At 54.7% G+C, this 24531-nt stretch carries 21 protein-coding genes; 11 read left to right on the forward strand and 10 right to left on the reverse strand.

Annotated elements, in window-relative coordinates; genetic code table 11:
* Positions 1-76: 76 nt before the first annotated feature.
* Positions 77-1162 (forward strand): tRNA 2-selenouridine(34) synthase MnmH, encoded by a 1086-nt coding sequence (gene mnmH / locus ACOXYR_RS15675; protein WP_421356520.1) that lies wholly within the window; start codon positions 77-79, stop codon positions 1160-1162.
* Between the two features lie 99 nt (positions 1163-1261).
* On the opposite strand, the gene ACOXYR_RS15680 is transcribed toward mnmH, so the two are convergent.
* The 6 genes from ACOXYR_RS15680 to ybbA form a co-directional block, all read right to left on the reverse strand.
* The gene (locus tag ACOXYR_RS15680; RefSeq protein ID WP_015965490.1) at positions 1262-1921 is read right to left on the reverse strand and encodes a methionine ABC transporter permease; all 660 of its coding nucleotides are present in this window, start codon (positions 1919-1921) and stop codon (positions 1262-1264) included.
* Complete coding sequence (sfbB, locus tag ACOXYR_RS15685; RefSeq protein WP_421356519.1) at positions 1914-2930, reverse strand: virulence-associated ABC transporter ATP-binding protein SfbB; 1017 nt, start codon at positions 2928-2930, stop codon at positions 1914-1916. Before sfbB ends, ACOXYR_RS15680 begins: the two co-directional genes overlap by 8 nt.
* Positions 2931-2990: 60 nt before the next feature.
* The gene (locus ACOXYR_RS15690) at positions 2991-3821 is read right to left on the reverse strand and encodes a MetQ/NlpA family ABC transporter substrate-binding protein (RefSeq protein ID WP_113858821.1); all 831 of its coding nucleotides are present in this window, start codon (positions 3819-3821) and stop codon (positions 2991-2993) included.
* Between the two features lie 246 nt (positions 3822-4067).
* The gene (locus ACOXYR_RS15695) at positions 4068-5207 is read right to left on the reverse strand and encodes a porin (RefSeq protein ID WP_108474090.1); all 1140 of its coding nucleotides are present in this window, start codon (positions 5205-5207) and stop codon (positions 4068-4070) included.
* A 325-nt stretch (positions 5208-5532) separates the two neighbouring features.
* On the reverse strand, positions 5533-7947 hold the full coding sequence (ybbP, locus tag ACOXYR_RS15700; protein ID WP_421356518.1) for a putative ABC transporter permease subunit YbbP: 2415 nt from the start codon (positions 7945-7947) through the stop codon (positions 5533-5535).
* Positions 7944-8630, reverse strand: a complete 687-nt coding sequence (gene ybbA, locus ACOXYR_RS15705; protein WP_407732217.1) for a putative ABC transporter ATP-binding protein YbbA — start codon at positions 8628-8630, stop codon at positions 7944-7946. Before ybbA ends, ybbP begins: the two co-directional genes overlap by 4 nt.
* Here ybbA and tesA point away from each other — a divergent pair.
* From tesA to ACOXYR_RS15720, 3 genes are all read left to right on the forward strand, one after another.
* Positions 8598-9224, forward strand: a complete 627-nt coding sequence (tesA, locus tag ACOXYR_RS15710; protein WP_407732216.1) for a multifunctional acyl-CoA thioesterase I/protease I/lysophospholipase L1 — start codon at positions 8598-8600, stop codon at positions 9222-9224. The genes ybbA and tesA overlap by 33 nt on opposite strands.
* Before the next feature lie 28 nt (positions 9225-9252).
* Positions 9253-10023, forward strand: coding sequence for an SDR family oxidoreductase (locus tag ACOXYR_RS15715; protein ID WP_421356517.1), 771 nt, complete (start codon positions 9253-9255; stop codon positions 10021-10023).
* Between the two features lie 205 nt (positions 10024-10228).
* On the forward strand, positions 10229-11083 hold the full coding sequence (locus ACOXYR_RS15720; RefSeq protein WP_108474093.1) for a co-chaperone YbbN: 855 nt from the start codon (positions 10229-10231) through the stop codon (positions 11081-11083).
* A gap of 156 nt (positions 11084-11239) precedes the next feature.
* Here the strand turns inward: ACOXYR_RS15720 and fetB are convergent, their stop codons facing one another.
* Positions 11240-12019 carry an iron efflux ABC transporter permease subunit FetB gene (gene fetB / locus ACOXYR_RS15725; RefSeq protein WP_108474895.1) on the reverse strand — a complete coding sequence of 260 codons (780 nt, stop codon included), beginning with the start codon at positions 12017-12019 and terminating at the stop codon, positions 11240-11242.
* Positions 12012-12683 (reverse strand): iron efflux ABC transporter ATP-binding subunit FetA, encoded by a 672-nt coding sequence (fetA, locus tag ACOXYR_RS15730; RefSeq protein WP_421356516.1) that lies wholly within the window; start codon positions 12681-12683, stop codon positions 12012-12014. The genes fetB and fetA overlap by 8 nt, the downstream gene beginning before the upstream one ends.
* A 715-nt stretch (positions 12684-13398) precedes the next feature.
* On the opposite strand from fetA, the gene ACOXYR_RS15735 reads away from it, so the two are divergent.
* Positions 13399-14313 (forward strand): SPFH domain-containing protein, encoded by a 915-nt coding sequence (locus tag ACOXYR_RS15735; protein ID WP_108474892.1) that lies wholly within the window; start codon positions 13399-13401, stop codon positions 14311-14313.
* Positions 14313-14780, forward strand: coding sequence for an NfeD family protein (locus tag ACOXYR_RS15740; RefSeq protein ID WP_108474891.1), 468 nt, complete (start codon positions 14313-14315; stop codon positions 14778-14780). Before ACOXYR_RS15735 ends, ACOXYR_RS15740 begins: the two co-directional genes overlap by 1 nt.
* On the opposite strand, the gene cueR is transcribed toward ACOXYR_RS15740, so the two are convergent.
* The gene (gene cueR / locus ACOXYR_RS15745; protein WP_015965507.1) at positions 14777-15187 is read right to left on the reverse strand and encodes a Cu(I)-responsive transcriptional regulator; all 411 of its coding nucleotides are present in this window, start codon (positions 15185-15187) and stop codon (positions 14777-14779) included. The two genes, ACOXYR_RS15740 and cueR, sit on opposite strands and share 4 nt — an antisense overlap.
* Positions 15188-15349: 162 nt before the next feature.
* On the opposite strand from cueR, the gene copA reads away from it, so the two are divergent.
* From copA to ybaK, 3 genes are all read left to right on the forward strand, one after another.
* Positions 15350-17851, forward strand: coding sequence for a copper-exporting P-type ATPase CopA (gene copA / locus ACOXYR_RS15750; protein WP_421356515.1), 2502 nt, complete (start codon positions 15350-15352; stop codon positions 17849-17851).
* A gap of 89 nt (positions 17852-17940) precedes the next feature.
* On the forward strand, positions 17941-18735 hold the full coding sequence (locus ACOXYR_RS15755; RefSeq protein ID WP_113858814.1) for a TraB/GumN family protein: 795 nt from the start codon (positions 17941-17943) through the stop codon (positions 18733-18735).
* Positions 18736-18936: 201 nt separating this feature from the next.
* Entirely contained in the window at positions 18937-19416 is a 480-nt protein-coding gene (ybaK, locus tag ACOXYR_RS15760; RefSeq protein ID WP_421356514.1) for a Cys-tRNA(Pro)/Cys-tRNA(Cys) deacylase YbaK, read from the forward strand.
* 126 nt (positions 19417-19542) lie between these two features.
* Here ybaK and ushA read toward each other — a convergent pair whose 3' ends face one another.
* Positions 19543-21195, reverse strand: a complete 1653-nt coding sequence (gene ushA / locus ACOXYR_RS15765) for a bifunctional UDP-sugar hydrolase/5'-nucleotidase UshA (RefSeq protein WP_421355854.1) — start codon at positions 21193-21195, stop codon at positions 19543-19545.
* Positions 21196-21369: 174 nt separating this feature from the next.
* Between ushA and ACOXYR_RS15770 the strand changes: the two genes are divergently transcribed.
* A complete protein-coding gene (locus ACOXYR_RS15770; protein ID WP_113858811.1) occupies positions 21370-22590 on the forward strand; it encodes an MFS transporter in 1221 nt (406 codons plus the stop codon).
* 255 nt (positions 22591-22845) lie between these two features.
* Positions 22846-24522: a YbaL family putative K(+) efflux transporter gene (gene ybaL / locus ACOXYR_RS15775; RefSeq protein ID WP_421355853.1), complete on the forward strand. Its 1677-nt coding sequence runs from the start codon at positions 22846-22848 to the stop codon at positions 24520-24522.
* The last annotated feature ends 9 nt before the right edge of the window (positions 24523-24531 follow it).

The raw sequence follows: 24531 nt of genomic DNA on the forward strand, positions 1-24531 counted from the left end.
CCCCTTCCCCGGCTCCCGTCACAAGCGTAGAATCCCGTCCGAGTCTCCCTCCCGATTTTTACAGAAGGATTTGCCCATGAATAATGGGACGGATTACCGGGCTATTTTGACCGCCGGTACCCCCATCATTGACGTTCGCGCCCCCGTTGAGTTTCAGCAAGGCTCGCTGCCTGCGGCAATCAACCTGCCGTTGATGAACGATGACGAGCGTGCTGCGGTCGGTACCTGCTATAAACGCCAGGGCCCCGACGCGGCTTTAGCGCTGGGACACCAGTTGGTGTCAAGCGAGATACGCCAGGCGCGCATTGATGCATGGCGGGAAGCCTGCGCACGTTTTCCATACGGCTTTCTTTGCTGCGCGCGCGGCGGCCAGCGTTCGCATATCGTGCAGGCATGGTTAAAAGAGAGTGGCGTCGATTATCCACTGATTGTCGGTGGCTACAAGATGCTGCGCCAGGCGGCGATTCAGGCTACCGACGAACTGGTTCAGCATCCGATCGTGTTGATTGGCGGCTGTACCGGAAACGGCAAAACGCCGCTGGTGCGCAATCAACCTTTTGGTATTGACCTGGAAGGGCTGGCACACCATCGCGGTTCATCCTTTGGCCGCACACTGGACGCGCAGTTTCCGCAAGCAACCTTTGAGAACCATCTTGCCAGCGCGTTGCTTCAGCGTAGCGAAGGACGCGAAACGGTGCGTTGGGTGCTCGAAGATGAAGGTCATATGATTGGCGCGAATCATCTCCCGGAGAGCCTGCGCGAACGCATGGCGCAATCGCCGATTGCGGTGGTGGACGATCCCTTTGAACTGCGCCTTGAACGCCTGCGCGAAGAGTATTTTACGCATATGCATCAGGCCTTTATTGAGGCATTTGGCGAAGAGAAAGGTTGGGGGGAGTACAGTGAGTATTTGCATCACGGATTGTTCGCCATTCGTCGCCGCCTTGGTCTGCAACGCTTCGCCGAACTGACGCAACAGCTCGATCAGGCACTTGTTGAGCAACAGCAGAGCGGCTCAACCGAACCGCACTTTGCCTGGCTGGTGCCGCTGCTCAATGAATACTACGACCCGATGTACCGCTATCAACTGGAGAAAAAGGCCAGCAAGATAGTCTTTCGCGGCACATCGGAGGCGGTGGAGCATTGGTTGCAGGGGCATTAATGAGTGTCGGGTGGCGCTTCGCTTACCCGACATCCGAATGGATGCGAGATGTAGGCCGGATAAGGCGTTTACGCCGCATCCGGCAAAAAAGCACCATTCTTAACGCCGTTCACGCTTATCCGCCCGCTTCGCCAGCCAGTCGCCCAACATCTGCACCACCTGTACCAACACAATCAGCGCGATAACGGTCACGACCATCACCTGGGTTTCGTAACGGTAATAGCCGTAGCGAATCGCCAGGTCACCCACCCCGCCGCCGCCGACAATTCCCGCCATCGCCGAGTAGCCGATTAAGCTCACCAGCGTAATGGTCAGGCCGCGCAGCAGCCCGGCGCTGGCTTCGGGCAGAAGCACGGTGCAGATAATCCGCATCGGACTTGCCCCGAATGCTTCAGCGGCTTCGATAATGCCTTTATCCACTTCGCGCAGGGCGCTATCAACCAGCCGCGCGTAGAACGCTATCGCCGCCACGGAAAGCGGCACCGACGCCGCAATCGGCCCGATAGTGTTGCCGAGCAAAAACTGTGTGAGCGGCAAAAGGAGAACCAGCAGGATCACAAACGGTACCGAGCGGATGATATTCACCAGCACTGACGACACCAGGTACACAAAGCGGTTTTGCCAGAAGAGATGCCTGTCGGTGACAAAAATCAGAAAACCGAGCGGCAGGCCGCCGACAATCGCCAGTACCGTCGAAATACTCAGCATCTGGAAAGTTTCGTTAAACGCCAGCGTTAAGTCCGGCAGTAAATCATCCACGGATCACCTCCACCTGCGCCGTATTTTCCCGAATATAGGCCACCGCCGCATCCACTGACGCAGGGTTATGCGGTGCGGTCAGTTGCACCACTAAAATTCCCAGCGCCCGCTCGGCGATATACTCAATTTTGCCGTGCAGAATATTCACCGCCACGCCAAACTTCACCGCCACTTCCGACAGCACCGGTTGCTCGGCGGAATCGCCGATAAATAGAATTTTCAGCAACTGGCCCGGCAGATGTTCACGCAGGCGCTCGGGCAGCGTCAGGTTCAGGGTGTGCGACACCAGTTGCCGGGTGAACGCATGCTGCGGATGGGCGAAGACGTCAAATACTTCGCCGGATTCCACCACTTCCCCGCCGGACATCACCGCCACGCGATCGCAGATGGTTTTGATCACGTTCATTTCATGGGTGATCAGCACGATCGTGATCCCAAGCTTCACGTTGATCTCTTTCAGCAGCGCCAGAATGGTTGCGGACGTTTCCAGATCGAGCGCGGATGTCGGTTCATCACACAGCAGTACGTCCGGGTGATTTGCGATGGCGCGGGCAATCCCCACGCGCTGTTTCTGCCCACCGCTGAGCTGCACCGGATAACGGTTTGCTTTATCGGCAAGCCCCACCAGCGACAAAATCTCGGTTACGCGCGGCGCAATTTTATCTCGATCCCAGCCCGCCGCTTTCAGGCTGAAGGCGACGTTTTGCGCCACGGTTCGCGTGTGCATCAGGTTAAAGTGCTGGAAAATCATACCAATTCGCTGACGCGCTTTACGCAGGTTTGCACCTTCAAGCGCAGAGATTTCCACGCCGTTAACCTTAACGCTACCCTCGCTCGGGCGCGTTAAGGCGTTAAGCGTGCGCAGTAGCGTGCTTTTCCCCGCCCCGCTGGTGCCCACAATACCGAAGATTTCGCCCGCACCGATATGCAGGCTGACGTTATTCACCGCCCGCGTAGACGGGCCGTGTCCGGTGGAGAAATCCACACAGACCTTTTCTATCTCAATCATACACACCTCAGAAATGCGAAAAGGGCAGACACGTCTGCTCTGTCAGGTTGCGTCCTGCGATTACTTCGCGTCAGACATCCATTCGGGTTTCTGGAAGGCGCTATAAATATTTTTCGGATCGTCTATTACTGCACGATAGGCCGGGGATTTCACCGCCTCGACGATATCTTTGGCGAACGGTTTATCCGCATCTTCGCTGCGCACGGCAATAATATTTTTCAGGTTCTCGTCCAGATGCTCTTGTTTGAGTGCACTGGAGAGATCAAGCCCCGCCGCCACCGCGAAGTTACCGTTCACCAGTGCGCCGGTAACGCCATCAAGCGTACGCGGCAACTGCGCGGCTTCCAGCGGCTTGAATACCAGCCCTTTCGGGTTGCTGGCGATATCGCGCTCGGAGGCTTTGGTGGGATCAATATTCGGTTTAATGGTGATAAGGTCGATCGATTGCAGGAAACGCAGGCCGCGCGCGAGGTTAGTCGGGTCATTGGAAAGGGTGATGATATCGCCCTTCTTCAGCTCATCCAGGCTCTTCACCTTACGGGAATAGAAGCCCATGCCCGCCGTCGGCACCACAATCAGCTTCGTTAGCTTGAGGCCTTTGTCGGTGGTGAATTTATCGAAATAGAGTGAATGCTGGAACAGATTGGCGTCGATGCTGCCGTTAGATAACGCCATATTCGGCTGGACGTAGTCGCTAAATTCGCGGACCACGACTTTATACCCTTTCTCTTTCAGCGACGGCGCTATCGCCTGCTTAACCATGTCGCCATACGGCCCCGGCGCAACGCCGAAAACTATCGTGTGCGGGTCGCTGTTGGCATGGGCAAACTGTAATCCACAGGCCAGCAGCAGGGCTCCGGTCGCGACACGTAAACTCTGACGCAATCCCATAACTTCTCCATTTTAAACGTTGTGATGTCGTGCATATCGCCGTGCGATGCGGCGCTGTTGTTATGTCCACAAAAGGGGCAATCCTTAACATGACACAGTTCACAACCTGCTGTCCTTGAAATTATTTCATGATATTTCGAAGTATGTCTTAAAGGGGCGCTGAGAGGGGATATGCGTTTAATAACAATGCTTAGTTGTAAACAGCAAAAAGCCGGGCAGTGCCCGGCTTTTGAAAGCGGAAACGACTTAGAAGTCGTAACGCAGACGAACCAGGTTCATATCACCCAGGTTGTCGGTGCTGGAGGTAAACACGTGTTCGTAGTCAACACGGAAACCGTAATCCAGCTGGAAGCTGATACCTACGCCGTTGTCGGTACGCAGGTAGTTACGACCATTCACGTATTCAATACGGTCACCCATGAAGTACGGCTGGATGGATTTCACTGCGTATTGACCAATCGGGAAGGTGTAACCCGCGAAGTATTCCAGGCCCCACGCGTCGCCCGCGAAGTAATCTTTCGCGTCGATTTTCTTGGTGGTCATGAAGTTCTGGTACCAGCCGCCGCCCAGGGCGAAGGTCCAGTTGTCTGGTTTCCAGCTAAACGCGGTACCGACGATGTTCTGATCGTAGGTTTTGCTGCCCTGATCGTCACCGCGCATTTCCGCACGGGTGTAGTTCCAGGACGTACCCCAGGTCAGGTCTTTGGTAATGTGGTAATCCACACCCAGAGAACCGCCGCCACGACGTTTGTATTTCAGGCCGTTGTTAGGGTTAAGATCATCGCTGAACAGGTAAGACGCGTAGAGATCAACGTCGCCTACAGTTTTCTTATATTTCAGAGATTTACGGGTACGATAAGAACCATCGTAGTCACCGTTGATACCGTTACCCGGAGCCTGACCGATCATGTCGTAGTCCCAGATATCGGTTTTCGCGCCAACCACATCATAGTAGATGCTGTTCTGTTGGCCGAAGGTCAGCGTACCCCAGGTATCGCTTTTCAGACCGGTGTAGAGCATACGACGGGTGGTGTCGTTTGCGCCATCAGCGTAGTGGTTATCCCAGTTGAACATCGCCGGGAAGTTAACACCCAGTTCGTAGTAGCTTATCCAGCTAATATCATCGAACAGGTAGTAATCAGCAGCGAAACGGAAACGGGTGCCGCCATCGAAGCCATTACGTTTGTAGCCGTTCGCACCATCATCCCCGGTCATGTTCTGGAACTGAGGACGGATACTCCCGCCAACGGTGAAGTTAAGACGGCTCAGCGGATCGCCAGCCTGCGGATCAGCTTTTAAAACGGTGATTTCCGCCTGAGTTGCGAAAGTCGTCAGTGCCACTGCTGCGCCGATCGATAATGCCAGCGCTTTTATTTTTATGGACATGGTTGTTCCTTGGATAGGTTAACTGCCATTTATTTAGCCAGTGAATATTATCGTGTCTAAATGAACTTATCTTTACCGTTTTTTAATGATTTGTGCGGTTAAAATGACGGTTCTATACAATCTGTGCCTTTATTGAACAATTCCATGGAACTTTTGGGGTTAAAGGTAAAAAGTGGGATTCAGCGCGCGGAATTTTTGCGGGATGAAAGTTAAGTGGCAGCAGTTGCCCGGTCGCGCTAACGCTTACCGGGCCCCCGTGTAGGCCGGATAAGCGTCAGCGCATCCGGCAATGCCGGATAAGGCGTCGCCGTCATCCGGCAATCTCTTAGTGACTAAACTGGCGGAACAACGCTTTGCCTTTCAACAGGCGAATCCCCAGCCAACCGCCGCACAGTGAAAGCAGCACCGCGCCGCAAAGCGGCAGCGCCAGCCACAAGCGCCAGTCCGGCTCCCAGGGGAAATCAAACACGCGCGTTTGCAGCATCGCCAGCGCCGTCTCGGCGCCAATAGCCGCCACCAGCCCGGAGACCAGCCCCAGAAGCGCGAACTCTGCCCACAGCGTGGTGCGCAGCAACGGCTTGCTGGCCCCCAGCGTGCGATAGACCACCAGTTCCTGATGCCGCTGACGCATGCCCACCTGCACCTGTGCCAGCAACAGCAGCACGCCGCAGGCGGTCACCAGCACCACCATCACTTCAAGCGCGCGGCTTACCTGCTCCAGCACCTGCCCAACTTGTTTTAATATCGCGCCGATATCCAGCAGGCTAATGGTCGGAAACTCACGGTTCAGCTGCGTTAACAATGTATTTTTGCCATCCCAGCGGAAACTGGTGAGCCAGCTCTGCGGCTGACCGTCCAGCGCCCCGCTCGGGAAGATAAAGAAGAAGTTAGGCCGCAGGCTCTCCCAGTCTACTTTTCGTAAACTGGTGACCGTGGCGCTGAAATCCTGGGTGTCGCCGGTAAAGGTCACTTTATCGCCCAGTTTGATATTCAGACGCTTCGACAGCCCCTCTTCAATCGACACTTCCCCCGCTTTCGGCGGCCAGGTTCCGGCGACGATAGGGTTATGGTCGGGACGTTTATCCTGCCAGGTGAGGTTCAGCTCCCGATTGAGCGATTCATCTTTATTCCCTCCTGTGCTTTGACCGTTTATCTGGGTCAGACGCGCGCGAACGATGGGATAAAACGCCTCCGGGATCACCTGATGTTCTGCAAGGAACGTTTTCACCGGCTGCACCTGCTCCGGCGCGATGTTAATCAGGAAGTAGTTGGGGCTTTCAGGTGGCAACTGCTGTTGCCAGCGGTCAAGCAGGTCGCCGCGAAGCACCAGTAAAAGCGCCAGTAACATAAAGGAGAGCGAAAATGCCGCCAGCTGACTCAGCGTGGACCACGGCTGGCGCAGCAGACGATTGACCGCCAGACGCAGCGGCAGCGCTTTCAGCGTTAAGCGCCTGAGCACGTTAAGCAGCATCCAGCCCAGCACGCCGCACAACAACGCCAGCACCACAGCGCCCGCCAACACTGACCACAGCAGTGGGCTGCCGCCCATCAACCAGGCAAGCAGGCCGATAACCACCAGGCAAATCACCGGAATATAAAACTTCAGCGGCCAGACGCTGGCGACCACATCACGCCGCAGCACGCGCAGCGGCTGCGTTGCCAATAATAGGCGATAGGGGCGCAGACCGACCAGCAGCGAAATCACCACCATCGTGCCAATTGCCCACAACCACGGCCAGGCGCTGGCGGAAGGCAGCGCTGCCGGTAAAACCGGTTTAAGCAGAATCAACAATATATGTTCAAACAGCAGCCCCATCGCGCCGCCGGTGATGACCGCCAGCGTGAGCAGCAACAGCCACTGGCCGATAATCAGCTTGCGTAACTGCGCCCGCCCGGCACCCAGCGTTTTGAGGATTGCCACAAGGTCATAACGACTGCGGCAGTAGTGCCCCATCGCCACCGCGACAGCAGCCACCGCCAGCAGCAACGTTAACAGCGCGGAAAGCAACAGGAACTGCTGCGAACGTTCGAGCGATTTACCCAGCGCGCCTTCGTCCTGCTCAAGGCCATACCAGCGATGCTCAGGTTTCAGTTGCGGTAGTAGCCATTTTTCATAGCTCGCCAGCTGTTCTGGCGTGCCGCCAAATTTGTAGCGCCAGCTCACACGACTGCCAGGCTGCACTGCCCCGGTTTTTTCGACGTCAGCCATGTTCATCATCAGGCGCGGCGCCATCTGGAAAGGGTTGAAGCCCGCGTCCGGTTCCTGAACAATTTCTCCGGCGATGCGCAGCGTGGCATCACCGACATCAATCTCATCGCCGACCTTCAGGTTTAACAACGCCAGCAAACGCGGTGCCAGTAGCACAGTGCCGGGCTGTGGTTTTACACCTTCCGGTTTGGTTTGCAGCGTGCCGTACATCGGATAAACACGGTCTACGGCTTTGACGTCAGCGAGCTGCGGAGTATTCCCCGCCCAGGTCATGGTTGAGAAACTAACCTGCTCGCCAACCTTTAACCTTTCTTCCCGCGCTTTATCGATCCAGGCAGCAGACACTTCACGCGAACTGCGCAGCGCGCGATCGCCCGCCATATATTCACGGCTTTGCTGACTCAAGCCTTTTTCCAGGCGGTCGCTGATGCTGCCAAGCGCCAGCACGCAGGCCACCGCCAGGCTTAACGCCAGCCAGACAATCAGCAGCGACGGCGAGCGCCACTCTCGCCAGAACCAGCGTGCAATCATGCTTCCTCCCGCAATTCACCGTCCACGAGGCGTAAACGTCGATCACACCGCGCCGCCAGTTGGGGATCGTGGGTCACGAGAATAAGCGTCGTGCCATGTTCGCGATTGAGAGAGAAAAGCAGGTCGGCAATTTTATCGCCCGTCTGCCTGTCGAGGTTGCCGGTGGGTTCATCGGCGAAGAGGAGATCCGGGCGGCCATAAAAGGCGCGTGCCAGTGCCACGCGCTGCTGTTCACCGCCCGAAAGCTGGGCGGGAAGATGATGCAGACGCTTGCCAAGGCCAAGTTGTTCGAGCAACGCTTTCGCGCCGCCCCGGCTCTGACTGTCGCTTTCGCCACGCAGCAGCGCCGGAAGTTCGACGTTTTCCAATGCGTTAAGTGTCGGGATCAGCATAAAGGACTGGAAAACAAAACCGACATGCTGCGCCCGCAAACGTGCCCGCGCTTCTTCATCCAGCGTCGTCAGCGATTGCCCAAGCAGTTTTACGTCGCCACCGCTGCCGTCATCCAGCCCGGCGAGAATCGCCAGCAGCGTCGACTTCCCTGACCCCGACTCACCAATCAGGGCGATGGTCTGTGCCGGTTTGACAATCAGGTTAACTCCGGTAAGGATGGAAAGCTCATGCTCTCCCTGACCGACGGATTTCTTAAGATGATGAACTTCAAGCACGTTTTCCGCTGGCATTTGCCCGTCCTGTTTTTGATTCTGTTAAGCTTCCGCGCTGTCGCCGCAGACACGTTGTTGATTCTCGGCGATAGCCTGAGCGCGGGATATCGTATGGCCGCCAATACGGCCTGGCCTGCCCTGCTCAACAGCAAATGGCAGCCGAAAACAGAGGTGATTAACGCCAGCATCAGCGGCGACACCTCGGCACAGGGGCTGGCGCGCCTGCCCGCACTGCTGAAACAGCATAAACCGCGCTGGGTGCTGGTTGAACTGGGCGGTAATGACGGCCTGCGCGGCTTCCAGCCTCAGCAAACCGAACAAACCCTGCGCACCATATTGCAGCAAATTAAAGCGTCCAACGCTGAGCCGTTGTTAATGCAAATTCGTCTGCCCGCAAACTACGGACGCCGTTATAATGAAGCCTTTAGCGCGATTTATCCGCAGCTTGCCCAGGAATTCACTATCCCACTGCTGCCCTTCTTTATGGAAGAGGTTTATCTCAAACCGCAGTGGATGCAGGATGATGGTATTCACCCCAATCGTGACGCCCAACCGTTTATCGCCGACTGGATGGCGACACGCCTGGCACCACTAGTTAATCACGACTCCTGAATATAAAGGGGCGTTCTCAGGTAAAGTTATGCAAAAAACGGTTTTAATTACAGGATGTTCAAGCGGTATTGGTCTGGAAAGCGCCCTTGAGCTGAAGCGCCAGGGATTTCGCGTGCTGGCGGCCTGCCGCAACCCTGCTGACGCCGTACGGATGAACGGCATGGGGCTTATGGGTATTGAGCTGGATCTCGATGACCCGGCAAGCGTCGACCGTGCCGCCGATGAGGTTATCGCCCTGACCGGCAATCGCCTGTTTGGCCTGTTCAATAACGCCGGTTTCGGGGTTTATGGCCCGCTCAGTACCCTGACCCGTACGCAACTGGAGCAGCAATTTTCCGCCAACTTTTTTGGCGCCCATCAGCTGACTCAGCGTCTTCTTCCGGCGATGATTCCGCACGGCGAAGGCCGCATCGTGATGACGTCATCGGTCATGGGGCTTATTTCTACGCCCGGTCGCGGTGCCTATGCCGCCAGCAAATATGCGCTCGAGGCGTGGTCTGACGCGCTGCGCATGGAGCTGCACACCACGGGCATAAAAGTGAGCCTGATTGAACCTGGCCCGATTCGTACACGCTTCACCGACAACGTGAATCAAATCGAGCAGGATAAACCGGTCGAGAATCCCGGCATTGCCTCGCGTTTTACGCTTGGCCCGGACGCGGTCGTGGAAAAAGTGCGCCACGCCTTTATCAGCGATAAACCCAAACTGCGTTACCCGGTGACGCTGGTTACCCATGCCGTTGGCTGGCTGAAGCGCCTGCTGCCGGCCCGCGCGATGGACAAAATTTTACGCGGCTAAGAGCCTGTCCCACCAGGCGTAATTGTTGCAGGCAGTTTGGACACGGACAGCGCGCAGAAACCGGAGCGTAAACGTAGTGCGTGAGGATTTCGAGCACTGCCCGAGGCCAAACTGGCAAATAAAATAGCCGAATGGGATAGGTTCTAAGTTGAAGCCGGGCGCCGTGCCCCCATATATTACGGAAACCGACAAAAGAGAGTGGCTCATGTCCGTACAGAATATCGTCAATATTACCGAAGCTAACCTGCACCAGACGCTGGAACAATCCGTCACGACGCCGATTCTGTTCTACTTCTGGTCTGAACGCAGCCAGCACTGTCTGGAGCTGACGCCGGTGCTGGAAAGCCTTGCTGCCCAGTACAACGGTCAGTTTATTCTGGCAAAAGTTGACTGCGACGCTGAGCAGATGGTGGCTTCACAGTTTGGCCTGCGCGCTATCCCCACGGTTTACCTGTTCCAGAACGGTCAACCGGTGGACGGTTTCCAGGGCCCACAGCCGGAAGAAGCTATTCGCGCCTTGCTCGATAAAGTGCTGCCGCGTGAAGAAGAGCTGAAAGCCCAGCAGGCAATGGAGCTGATGCAGGAAGGCAACTATGCCGACGCGCTGCCGCTGCTGAAAGATGCGTGGTCCATGTCGAATCAGGATAGTCAGATTGGCCTGCTGCTGGCAGAAACGCAGATCGCCCTGAACCGTTCTGAAGACGCGGAAGCCGTACTGAAAACCGTGCCATTACAGGATCAGGATACCCGCTATCAGGGGCTGCTGGCGAAAATTGAATTGCTGAAACAGGCCGCGGATACGCCGGAAATTCAGCAGTTACAACAGCAGGTTGCACAGAACCCGGAAGATGCCGCCCTGGCATCGCAGCTGGCATTACAACTGCATCAGGTAGGCCGTAATGAAGAAGCGCTGGAACTGTTGTTCAGCCATCTGCAAAAAGACCTCGGCGCGGCTGATGGTCAGGCGCGTAAAATGCTGCAAGAGATCCTGGCCGCGTTAGGTACCGGTGATGCACTGGCGTCGAAGTATCGTCGTAAGTTATATTCGCTGCTGTACTGATCTCGTGCTGGTTGGGGGATTTGTGCGTACATTTGCCCCCTCACCCTAACCCTCTTCCTCGAGGGAGAGGGGACCGATCGTGCCGAAGTTTAAGTGTCTGCAGTTTTCTCCCTCCCCCCGTGGGAGAGGGCCGGGGTGAGGGCGTTGTGTGCGGTTTCATCCCTTCTTCAACTGCGACACCACCAGTTGATGGCGTGAATTGTAGAATTTCCGGTACGTCAGATAGCAGGCAATAATCGTTGATAAACTGGCCGTCGATAACAGCATAAACGTCACCATTATCTGATATTTAATCGCTTTTACCGGGTCAATCCCCGCAAAAATCAGCCCTGACATCATCCCCGGTAAACTCACCAGTCCGACGGTTTTTGCCGAATCCACGGTTGGGATCAGCGACGCGCGAATACTTTCCCGGATAAGCCTCGCAGACGCCATTTTAGGCGTTGCGCCCAGGCTAAGTTTCTCCTGAATCTGCTGCTGCTCAGCACTAAAGCGCTGCCCAAGATTGTTGTAACACAGCCCCACCGCCACCATCGCATTGCCGGCAATCATCCCGGAAATGGGGATCACCTGCATCGGCGTAAATTCAATCGAGCCCGAAAAGACCAGTACTGCCAGCGTTAACCCGGCCCCGGTGGTGATGGCGATAAACGACGACATAAACGCTTTGCTGATGTATTTACTGCGTTTTTGCGCGTTATACGCGGCGTTAAAGCAGATAAACAGCACCATTAACAGCGTCAGAATCGCGTGGTTAACATTGAAAATGTATTTCAGCACATAGCCAACAATAATCAGCTGTACAACCGCCCGGCAAATACTCCAGATAATATCTTTTTCCAGCGCCAGCTTTTCCCGGTAGCTCACCAAAATCGCCACCAGCACTAATACCATTGAGAGCGCCAGCGATTCATTGGTAATGGCATGTTCATTCATGGGTGGCCTCCTGCACATCCTTTCCCGAGAGCGGTAATGTAATGACATCATCCGCATGTTCTATTTCATCTTTATCGTGGGTGACCCACAGCACAGCAATATTTTTCTCTCGCACATAGCGATGAATAATATCGTTCACGTTATGCTTATTTTCTTCATCAAGTGCACTGGTAATTTCATCCAGTAATAAAACATCCGGCAAAAATTGTAGGTTGCGGATCAGGGAAATACGCTGCTTTTCACCGCCAGAAAGATCGTTGATTGATTTTGATAACGTCTCTTCAGGTAAGCCAAACCGCGTCAGGAAGCCCAGAAAGGTATCCGGTTCGGTGCGTTTATTCCGGATCTGCCAGGGGAAAATCAGGTTGTCATAGACCGTCTCGCCAAACAAAGCGGGCGTCTGCGCGCAGTAGGAAACCTGCTGGCGATACTGCTCTGGGGACAGTGTGGTGTAATCCTGTCCTTTAAACTGAATGGTTCCTTCACTCGGGCTTAATAGCGAAGCGATGATTTTTAATAATGTACTTTTACCACAGCCCGAGGGGCCGGTTATCAGCTTAAACTCACCCGGCGCAATGCTGAAATTGATATCGTTTAGCACTTGCCGTTCACCGATGCGATAACCCACGCCTGTTAATTGCAGAATCGCGTTGCCTTCCTTCATAATTATTTGAAACTCCTGTTCCGGACTAATGGACACAGTGTAACGATTTTTAAGGATGAGGCGTTAATCGAATTTATCTATTTCGCTGATGCAATAAAAATGGCGCTCACCGCGCATATTGGAGAACGCCTTTTCTCTTCTCCAGTAACGTTTATTCCGTCAGAAAAGTTCTTTTTTAAGTATTTCAGAACCTTTTTATTAACCTTACGTTCTGTGATTTTATAGCCGTTCCAGTACCCAGACTGCTCATGATAAACGTCTGGCGGAACGCTGAGATCATTGCAGGACACAGCGTAATCCTCCATGAAGATCACACTGCATTGGTTGCCTCAGGTGACGAAAACAGACATGAAGCTGCGGTGGGCTTCCTCCTTGCCGCAGATAGCGTCTCCGTCAGCAATGATTCTCAACAGATTTTATGATGAACATCATGAGAGAAATGAAGAATTAACACTGCTGGCCTTCGTGCTGCCCGATACGTTAAAAAACGATAGTAGTGTCTGCATGATGTTCCCCTCTTTTTACTACCGGTTTTAAGAGGGGCTTTTTTAAAACACAGTTAGCAGTTCTTTTAAAATGTCTTGTTCCGGACTTTAGGTCTAAAGTGAAGCAATATCAAAATCTGGCAGGCGAATTTCGTCATGGTAGTCGATATACTTAACCTCAGCAGCGGCACATGCCGCGTATCTATACGGACGGTTTAACAGGAGGTTTCATGCTGATATTTATCCCTATCATGATTTTTGTTGTGCTGGTGGTGGTTGCCGCTGGCGTCAAAATCGTTCCTCAGGGCTACCAATGGACGGTCGAACGTTTTGGCCGCTATACCAATACGCTTCAGCCTGGGCTCAGCCTTGTTGTCCCCTTCATGGACAGGATTGGTCGTAAGATCAACATGATGGAGCAGGTTTTAGATATTCCGTCTCAGGAAGTTATCTCCAAAGATAACGCCAACGTCACCATCGACGCCGTCTGTTTTATTCAGGTCATTGATGCGCCAAAGGCTGCCTATGAGGTAAGCAACCTGGAACTGGCGATCATTAACCTGACCATGACCAATATTCGTACCGTGCTGGGTTCTATGGAGTTGGATGAAATGCTCTCCCAGCGCGACAGCATCAACACGCGTCTGTTGCATATCGTTGATGAAGCCACCAACCCATGGGGCATTAAAGTTACCCGTATCGAAATCCGCGATGTTCGCCCGCCCGCAGAACTGATTGCGTCGATGAACGCCCAGATGAAAGCCGAACGTACAAAACGTGCCTATATTCTGGAGGCGGAAGGTATTCGTCAGGCGGAAATCGTTAAAGCCGAAGGGGAAAAACAGTCGAAGATCCTCAAGGCGGAAGGTGAACGTCAGTCGGCCTTCCTTGAAGCGGAAGCCCGTGAACGTTCTGCAGAAGCGGAAGCGCGCGCAACCAAAATGGTGTCAGAAGCCATTGCTGCCGGGGACATTCAGGCGGTCAATTACTTCGTCGCGCAGAAATACACCGAAGCGCTCCAGCAAATTGGTTCATCCAGTAACAGCAAAGTCGTCATGATGCCTCTGGATGCCAGCAGTCTGATGGGCTCTATTGCAGGCGTGGCCGAACTGATTAAAGACAGCGCCAACGAACGGAAAAGATAATGGTCGAGATGATTCTGGCTCATCCGCATATTTTCTGGCTAAGTCTCGGCGGCCTGTTACTGGCTGCCGAGATGCTGGGTGGCAACGGTTATCTGCTGTGGAGCGGCGTTGCCGGGGTGATCACCGGCCTGCTGACCTGGATCCTGCCCGTCAGTTGGGAGTGGCAGGCAGTCATATTCTGCATCCTGACGCTGCTGGCGGCGTGGCTGTGGTCAAAATGGCTCGCGCGCCAGGTTAAAGAGCAGAAACCCGCCGACAGCCAGCTTAATCAACGCGGACAACAACTTGTGGGGCAGCGTTTTACCCTGGATAACGCCCTGGTGAATGGTCGTGGACAAGTTCGGGTGGGCGACAGCGCCTGGCCCGTGATTGCTGATGACGACTTGCCTGCGGGGTCAAAAGTTGAAGTCGTAGCAGTTGAAGGTATTACGCTGCGCGTTCGACTCTTTGAACAGGTAAAACGTTAAGCCTGTTTTTTATGCTGACAACAGCCCGATAAGTGGTCAATGATCGGGCAGTCCACGCCATCATCGCCAGGGCATGACGCCGCGAGCGCAAGAAGTTGATCACGCATCGCCTGCAGGTCGCTGATATGCTTTTCAATTTCAGCGACTTTCTGCAAAGTATGCGCTTTCACATCAGCGCTGTGGCGTTTCGGGTCGTTGAACAGCGTCACCAGTTCGCCACACTCTTCCAGATTAAATCCTACCTGGCGCGCCTGACGTAACAGCGTAAATTCGTCGATATGTTTTTGGGTGTAGCTACGATAACCGTTCTCGCTGCGCAGCGGTGGCGTCACCAGCCCCTTCTCTTCATAAAAGCGAATCGCTTTACTGGTTAAACCGGTTTTTTTGGCAACATCGCTGATGTTCATCCTCTTCTCCAAATGCTGGGGTATCGCTCGCCCAAGTATAACCTGTTTAGGTTGCACTAAAGCCCGGCTAAAAGGAATTCCGGTAATTGTTCACTACGGCCTTGACCTTCCCCTTGCGGGAAGGTTTAAGCTTATTCACACTCAGAAGATAAGGAGTCTGTTATGTCCAATACTATCGACCTGACGCTTGATGGCCTCTCCTGTGGTCACTGCGTTAAACGTGTAAAAGAGAGCCTGGAAAAACGTCCTGACGTTGAACAGGCTGATGTCACCCTCACCGAAGCCCACGTCACCGGTAGCGCCAGTGCGGAAGCGCTGATCGAAACCATTATTGAAGCGGGTTACGGCGCAGAGTTAAGCCACCCAAAGGCTAAACCGCTGGCGGAAGCAGTAATCCCGTCGGAAGCCCTGACAGCGGTCACCCCTGCGCTTCCGGCAGCCCAGGATCTGGACGACAGCCAGCAGTTGCTGATCAACGGAATGAGCTGCGCCAGCTGCGTCTCTCGCGTGCAAAAAGCCCTTCAGGCGGTACCGGGCGTCGCACAGGCACGGGTAAACCTTGCGGAGCGCACTGCGCTGGTAATGGGCAGCGCCTCCGCCGCGGATTTAGTCCACGCCGTAGAGAAAGCAGGCTACGGCGCGGAAGCGATTGAAGATGATCTCAAACGTCGTGAACGTCAGCAGGAAACCGCGCTCGCCACCATGAAGCGCTTCCGCTGGCAGGCCATTGTCGCGCTGTTGGTCGGTATCCCGGTGATGATTTGGGGAATGATCGGCGACAACATGATGGTGACCGACGCCAACCGCTCACTGTGGCTTGTCATCGGATTGGTAACGCTGGCCGTCATGGTCTTCGCCGGTGGCCACTTCTACAGCAGCGCGTGGAAAAGCCTGAAAAACGGCACCGCGACGATGGATACGCTGGTGGCGCTGGGTACCGGTGTGGCGTGGCTCTATTCGATGAGCGTCAACCTGTGGCCACAGTGGTTCCCGATGGAGGCGCGTCATCTCTATTATGAAGCCAGCGCGATGATCATCGGTCTGATTAACCTCGGGCATATGCTGGAAGCCCGCGCCCGTCAGCGTTCATCAAAAGCGCTGGAGAAACTGCTCGATCTGACGCCGCCGTCTGCTCGTGTGGTGACGGAAGACGGTGAAAAAACCGTGCCGCTGGCCGAGGTTTTGCCAGGTATGACGTTGCGCCTGACCACCGGTGACCGCGTGCCGGTCGATGGCGAAATCACTCAGGGTGAAGCCTGGTTTGACGAAGCGATGCTCACCGGTGAACCGGTGCCACAAGAAAAAAGTCATGGCGATGCTATTCACGCCGGGACGGTGGTACAGGACGGTTCCGTTCTGTTCCGCGCCAGCGCGGTAGGCAGCCATACTACGCTTTCGCGCATAATTAAAATGGTGCGGCAGGCGCAAAGCAGTAAACCCGAAATCGGCCAACTGGCGGATAAAATTTCGGCGGTCTTCGTGCCTGCCGTAGTCGCCATCGCGCTGTTCAGCGCCGCCATCTGGTACTTCTTCGGGCCGGCACCGCAGATTGTCTACACTCTGGTGATCGCCACCACCGTACTGATCATCGCCTGTCCGTGTGCCCTCGGTCTTGCAACGCCGATGTCGATTATTTCTGGCGTGGGTCGTGCGGCTGAGTACGGCGTGCTGGTGCGTGATGCCGACGCGCTGCAACGGGCCAGCGAACTTACCACGCTGGTGTTTGATAAAACCGGCACGCTGACGGAAGGTAAGCCGCAGGTTGTGGCAGTGAAAACCTTCTCAGGCGTTGAAGAAGCGCAGGCGCTGCGTCTTGCCGCCGCGCTGGAGCAAGGTTCAAACCACCCGTTAGCGCGGGCAATTCTGGAAAAAGCGGGCGATGCAACGCTGCCGCAGGTTAACGCCTTCCGCACCCTGCGCGGGCTGGGCGTGAGCGGCGAAGCAGAGGGTCATACACTGCTGCTGGGTAACCAGGCGCTGCTCAATGAACAGAATATCTCAACCGCTGAACTGGAAAGTGAAATCAACGCGCAGGCTTCACGGGGTGCCACGCCGGTGCTGCTGGCCGTCGACGGCAAAGCCGCTGCTTTGTTCGCCATCCGCGATCCGCTACGTGCCGATAGCGTTGCGGCGCTTGAGCGCCTGCACCGCGAAGGATACCGTCTGGTTATGCTAACCGGCGATAACCCAACCACCGCCAATGCCATTGCAAAAGAAGCGGGTATTGATGAGGTGATCGCAGGTGTACTGCCGGACGGCAAAGCCGAAGCCATTAAAAATCTGCAACGTCAGGGGCAGAAAGTGGCGATGGTCGGCGATGGCATCAACGATGCGCCCGCACTGGCGCAGGCAGAAGTGGGTATCGCCATGGGGGGCGGCAGCGATGTGGCCATTGAAACGGCGGCCATCACCCTGATGCGTCACAGCCTGATGGGCGTTGCGGATGCGCTGGCGATTTCCCGCGCCACGCTGCGCAATATGAAGCAGAACCTGCTGGGCGCGTTTATCTACAATTCTCTGGGTATTCCTATCGCTGCCGGTATTCTCTGGCCGATAACGGGTACGCTACTCAACCCGGTAGTCGCTGGCGCGGCAATGGCGCTCTCGTCCATTACGGTCGTGAGCAACGCGAACCGATTGCTGCGGTTTAAACCAAAGGCATAACCCTCACTCCCTCCTGATTCAATGTCAGGAGTGAGTTTGCACCTTTTCGATGGCCGCGCTAGCATGAACCTTTCTCAAAGGGAGCGCGGATGAGTCTGTTAAATAAACTAAAACGTTTGTGGCACGCGTTGCGAGGCGCCCCCTATAGCTGGCCCGCCATCGATATCTCACTGCCTGGCGGTCGCGAACTTCATCTTGTCGGCAGTATTCATATGGGCACGCGCGATATGTCGCCGCTGCCGCCGAAGCTGGTCAAGAAGCTCCAGCAGGCCGATGCGCTGATTGTTGAGGCAGATATTTCCGGCAATGAAGCACCTTTTGACAACCTTCCTGTTTGTGCTCCCCTGGCCGAACGCCTGACGGCGACGCAGCTTGCCAGGCTTGAAAAACTGGCCGATGAGCAAGGCTTACCGCTTGCGCGTTTCGATACCCAGCCACTGTGGCAAATCGCGATGGTGATGCAGGCAACGCAGGCGCAAAAGCTGGGCCTGCGCCCGGATTACGGGATTGATTATCAACTTTTGCAGGCGGCACGGCAGGCTTCCCTTCCCATTCAGGAACTGGAGGGCGCATCAAGTCAGATTGCATTGTTACTCCAGTTGCCTGATAACGGGCTGGCGCTGCTGGAAGACACTCTTACCCACTGGCACACCAACGCGCGGTTGTTGCAGGTGATGATTGGCTGGTGGCTGGAACAGCCGCCAACGGACAGAAATTCACCGCTACCGAATACCTTTAGCCAGTCGCTGTATGATGTGTTGATGGTGCAGCGTAATCAGGCGTGGCGCGATATGCTGCTGGCGCTGCCGCCGGGCCGCTATGTGGTGGCGGTTGGGGCGCTGCATCTGTACGGCGAAGGCAACCTGCCACAGATGCTGAAATAAAAAAATGGCCAATATCTCTATTGGCCCGTCAAAGAGGAATTTCATCATTATTATTATCCCGAAGTTCGCACTTCGGATCTTTTGATTGTCGCTCAAAGTCATCATCACTTCCATTACTATTGCGCAAGATAATACTATTTTTTAGCCAGCTCAGAGGCGTATGCTTAGAGGATGTCTGTTTAGTAGTAAGAAAGGATGATTATGACTCCCGCCGTTAAGTTACTCGAAAAAAACAAAATTTCTTTCCAGATTCACGCCTACGATCACGATCCGAGCGAAACCAACTTTGGTGACGAAGTGGTGCGTAAACTGGGTCTGAATGCGGACCAGGTCTACAAAACCTTACTGGTTGCCATCAATGGCGATATGAAGCATCTGGCCGTGGCGGTCACGCCGGTGGCCGGTCAGCTTGATTTGAAAAAAGTGGCGAAGGCGCTGGGCGCGAAAAAAGTTGATATGGCCGACCCGATGGTGGCGCAGCGTACAACCGGGTATCTGGTCGGCGGTATCAGCCCGCTGGGGCAGAAAAAACGCCTGCCGACGGTGATTGATGCGCCCGCGCAGGATTTTGCCACCATCTATGTTTCAGGCGGCAAGCGCGGGCTGGATATTGAACTCGCGGCAAGCGATCTGGCGAAAATTCTTGATGCGAAATTTGCGGATATTGCGCGTAGAGATTGAGTGCCAGTCTTCCCCTCACCCCGGCCCTCTCCCGCAGGGAGAGGGAGAAAACCAAGTTCGTATTTACATTGAGCACAATCCCTCCCCTCTCCCTGCGGGAGAGGGAACGGGTGAGGGGTAAAGCCCTTATTCCCAGCGCACTTCCCCTTTCGGTTCGTAAGCGTTCACATCTATCGGCGAGTTCTGTTCGATAAACTGCTTCAGCACTTCCGCATCAATAAACCCGGTGTTCACATAGCCCGGTAATTGATCAATCTGCGGATACCCATCACCGCCGCTGGCATTGAAGTTAAGCGTCGCCAGGCGATACTTTTTTGCCGGGTCGACAGGCTCACCTTTGATTTTGAGATCAATAAGCTTGCCCTCTTTCGCCACAAAACTGACGTTGGCAAATTGAGGATACGCCCCGGAGTCAGGCTTCTTCTGCGCCACGGCGGTGAGGTAATCCGTGACTTCCTTGCCATTCATATCTGCGTAAACGACAACATTGCCGAACGGTTGCACCTTCAGAACACTTTTGTACGTGATATCACCCGCTTCGATGGAATCACGAATCCCACCGCCGCTCATCACCGCGAAATCAGCGCCGGTTCGCGCCATTTGCGCCGCAAGAATCACCCGCGCAAGGTTGGTCTGCACAAAACGGACTTTGCTGCGGTCGCCTTCCAGATGACCATTCACCGTACCAATTTTCACGCCGAGCTGCGCTTTGCCTTTATTCTGGAACGGGCTCAGCAGCGAGAGCATCTGCGCGCTTTCCGGGATTTGCGGCGTGTAAAGTACGCGCTCACTTTGCCCGTTATCGTAAGTCACTTTCTTCTTCAGGTTCACCGGGATCAGCTGATAATGCACCAGCGTGAGTTCGCCGTTGCGGAACTCAAAATCGGCGCGCCCAACGTATTTACCCCACTCATGGGCCTGCACAATCCAGATGCCGTTCTGTTTATCCGGCGCGCACGGCGTGCCTGGCACATAATCGACCTGCTTTTTATTCTCCGACGCCATGCAAACCGGATCTTGTGAGTGACCACCCACAATCATCGCCAGCGCCCCGGCAGGCAGGCTACGCGCCATTTCGACATCGCCCGGTGCGTTAGAACCGTGGTTACCGTTGTCATAGTGACCCATGTGCGTAGCGGCGATGATAAAATCAGGTTTTTCATTCATCTGAAGTTCCTGAATGACCAGCTTCGCTTCTTCGGCAGGCTTACGAAACTCAATATCAGTAAAGTTTTCCGGGTTGCCGATGCGCGCGGTGTCATCGGTCGTCAGGCCAAGCACGGCGATTTTGAGATCCTGACGCTTGAAGATCGCCCACGGTTTAAACAGGCGCTCGCCGGTACTTTTCTGATAAATATTGGCCGACAGGAACGGGAATTTTGCCCATTTCTCCTGCTGGCGCAGCACGCTCAGCGGGTTATCGAATTCGTGATTGCCGACGGCCATCGCATCGTAACCGACCAGATTCATGCCACGAAAATCGGGCTCGGCGTCCTGTAGGTCAGACTCAGGAACGCCCGTATTGATATCGCCGCCTGAGAGCAGCAGCACGCTACCGCCTTCTGCGGCCACTTCTTTACGAATACCGTCCACCAGCGTTTTTTGCGCCGCTAAACCGTATTCACCGTACTCGCTACGCCAGAAGTGACCATGGTGATCGTTGGTATGTAATATTGTGATTTTATAGGTTTTATCTTTTTCCCAGGCCTGAACGCCCGTGCTTGCCAAAGACAGCGCCGCCAGCATCGCCAGCGCTATGCCCCGTCGAACAAATTTCATGATCCGCTCCCTGATTGAATGACAAGTGCCGAAATTACAACGCTCTGAAAGAATAGTCGAATTTCATTTTAGAAATGAGACTTCCTTCATACGCCGCAGACAGGTATCTTAGGCTGATAACTATTACAACATCGATTATCTCCAACATCGCACCATCAAATATAAGTGGAATCTATGGCAATCAGTGAAACCAGTCCTGGGCTGTCCGGCTCCTCTGCGCCCCAGCAACAGGCACGCACGTCGTTTAAAATTCTCGGGGCCATCAGCCTCTCACACCTGCTTAACGACATGATTCAGTCGTTAATTTTGGCTATCTACCCGCTGCTACAAGCTGAATTCTCGCTCAGTTTCGTGCAAATCGGGATGATTACCCTCACCTTCCAGCTTGCCTCCTCGCTGCTTCAACCGGTGGTCGGCTACGTGACCGATAAGCGCCCGATGCCGTGGTCGCTGCCGGTTGGCATGTGCTTTACCCTGAGCGGCCTGATTCTGCTGGCACTGGCGGGCAGTTTCTATACCGTTCTGCTGGCCGCCGCGCTGGTCGGTACCGGGTCATCTGTTTTCCACCCGGAATCCTCGCGCGTGGCGCGCATGGCGTCCGGGGGCCGTCATGGTCTGGCGCAGTCGATCTTCCAGGTCGGCGGTAACTTTGGCAGTTCGTTAGGGCCACTACTGGCTGCCGTGATCATCGCCCCGTACGGTAAAGGCAACGTCGCCTGGTTCGTACTGGCGGCGCTGCTGGCCATTGTCGTGCTGGCGCAAATCAGCCGCTGGTACGCCGCACAGCACCGCATAAATAAAGGTAAACCTAAAGCCGCGATTATTAATCCGCTGCCGCGCAACAAGGTGATTCTGGCCGTTTGCGTCCTTCTGATGCTTATTTTTTCAAAATACTTCTACATGGCGAGTATCAGCAGCTATTACACCTTTTATTTGATGCATAAGTTTGGCTTATCCATCCAAAATGCGCAGATACACCTCTTTGCCTTCCTGTTTGCAGTTGCGGCGGGAACCGTGATTGGCGGGCCTGTGGGTGATAAAATCGGGCGTAAATATGTTATTTGGGGCTCTATCCTCGGCGTTGCACCGTTTACGCTTGTTTTACCCTACGCATCGCTGGAATGGACCGGTATTTTAACGGTGATCATTGGATTTATCCTCGCATCCGCATTTTCGGCGATTCTGGTATACGCCCAGGAGCTCTTACCTGGCCGAATTGGCATGGTTTCCGGTTTATTCTTCGGTTTTGCCTTCGGCATGGGCGGCTTAGGGGCTGCGGTATTGGGGCTGGTTGCTGACCACACCAGCATCGAACTGGTCTATAAAATCTGTGCTTTCCTACCACTTCTGGGGATGTTGACCATATTCCTGCCTGATAATCGACAAAAACAGTAAGTTTAACGCAGCCAAAGTCAAACTTTGGCTGCGCACTACCCCAGCTACTGCGGCATTTCCCTTACTATTCCTCAGCCAATCCCACTTTTGGGGTTGTTCCGATCATAAATTCCTTTTTTTATTAAAATTCAACATTTATTCATAAACATGATGCCCCATTTTGTCATAAACTATTACAAGGTTTTTTGGTTTTCCGGATGATGTCACGCATCTGAGCCAAAAATGGAACAACGCACCACCACGAAAGGAGACGGAATGCATCACGCCACACCGCTTATCACCACCATTGTTGGTGGTCTTGTTCTCGCATTTTTCCTTGGCATGATTGCCAACAGATTACGCATATCTCCTTTAGTCGGTTATTTATTAGCAGGCGTCCTGGCCGGGCCATTCACGCCGGGTTTTGTCGCCGATACGCAACTGGCACCTGAACTGGCGGAACTGGGCGTGATTCTGCTGATGTTTGGCGTCGGTCTGCACTTCTCACTAAAAGACTTGATGGCGGTAAAGGCCATCGCCATTCCCGGTGCAATTCTGCAGATAGCGGTGGCGACGCTGCTGGGTATGGCACTTTCGTCATTGCTCGGCTGGTCGTTAATGACCGGTATCGTGTTCGGCCTCTGCCTTTCCACCGCCAGTACCGTGGTGCTGCTGCGCGCGCTGGAAGAACGCCAACTGATTGATAGCCAGCGGGGGCAGATTGCCATCGGCTGGCTGATTGTTGAAGATCTGGTGATGGTGTTAACGCTGGTTCTGCTGCCAGCCGTTGCGGGCATGATGGAAAAAGGCGACGTCGGGCTGGCTTCACTGGTGCTCGATATGTCGATGACTATCGGTAAGGTTATCGCCTTCATCGCCATCATGATGCTGGTAGGTCGCCGTCTTGTGCCGTGGATCCTCTCACGTAGCGCCGCCACCGGTTCGCGTGAGCTCTTTACTCTTTCTGTACTGGCGCTGGCGCTGGGCATCGCCTTCGGTGCGGTTGAGCTGTTTGATGTTTCCTTCGCACTCGGTGCGTTCTTCGCCGGAATGGTGCTGAACGAGTCTGAACTCAGCCACCGCGCGGCGCACGATACGCTGCCGTTGCGCGACGCGTTCGCCGTACTGTTCTTCGTTTCCGTCGGTATGCTGTTTGACCCGATGATTCTGATTGAGCAGCCGCTGGCCGTGCTCGGCACGCTGGCTATTATCGTCTTTGGTAAGTCGTTAGCGGCATTCTTCCTTGTGCGTATGTTTGGTCACTCACAGCGTACCGCGCTGACCATCGCCACCAGCCTGGCGCAGATTGGCGAATTTGCCTTTATTCTGGCGGGGCTCGGCATGGCGCTGGATCTCCTCCCGCAGGCCGGGCAGAACCTGGTGCTGGCAGGAGCCATTCTGTCGATTATGCTCAACCCGATTCTGTTTACTCTGCTGGAAAAATATCTCGAGAAAACCGAGACGCTGGAAGAGCAAACGCTTGAAGAAGCGATTGAGGATGAGAAACAAATCCCGGTGGATATCTGTAATCATGCACTATTGGTTGGCTACGGTCGTGTCGGTAGCCTGCTCGGCGAGAAGCTGATGGCGCAGGGTATTCCGCTGGTGGTGATTGAAACGTCCCGCACGCGCGTCGATGAGCTTCGCGAGCGCGGTATTCGTGCGGTGCTGGGTAACGCCGCAAATGAGGAAATAATGAACCTGGCGCATCTGGATTGCGCGCGCTGGCTGCTGCTGACCATTCCGAATGGTTACGAGGCCGGAGAGATTGTCGCCACCGCCCGCGAGAAATGCCCGGGCATTGAGATTATCGCCCGCGCGCATTATGACGATGAAGTGGCGTATATCAGCGAACGCGGTGCCAATCAGGTGGTAATGGGCGAGCGTGAGATTGCGAAAACCATGCTGGGCTTGTTAGAAAAACCGCCGCTTGAAGAGGCGGTGACAGGCTAAACATTGTGT

It is taken from the genome of Pseudocitrobacter faecalis (genome assembly GCF_965231525.1).
Lineage (GTDB): Bacteria > Pseudomonadota > Gammaproteobacteria > Enterobacterales > Enterobacteriaceae > Pseudocitrobacter > Pseudocitrobacter faecalis.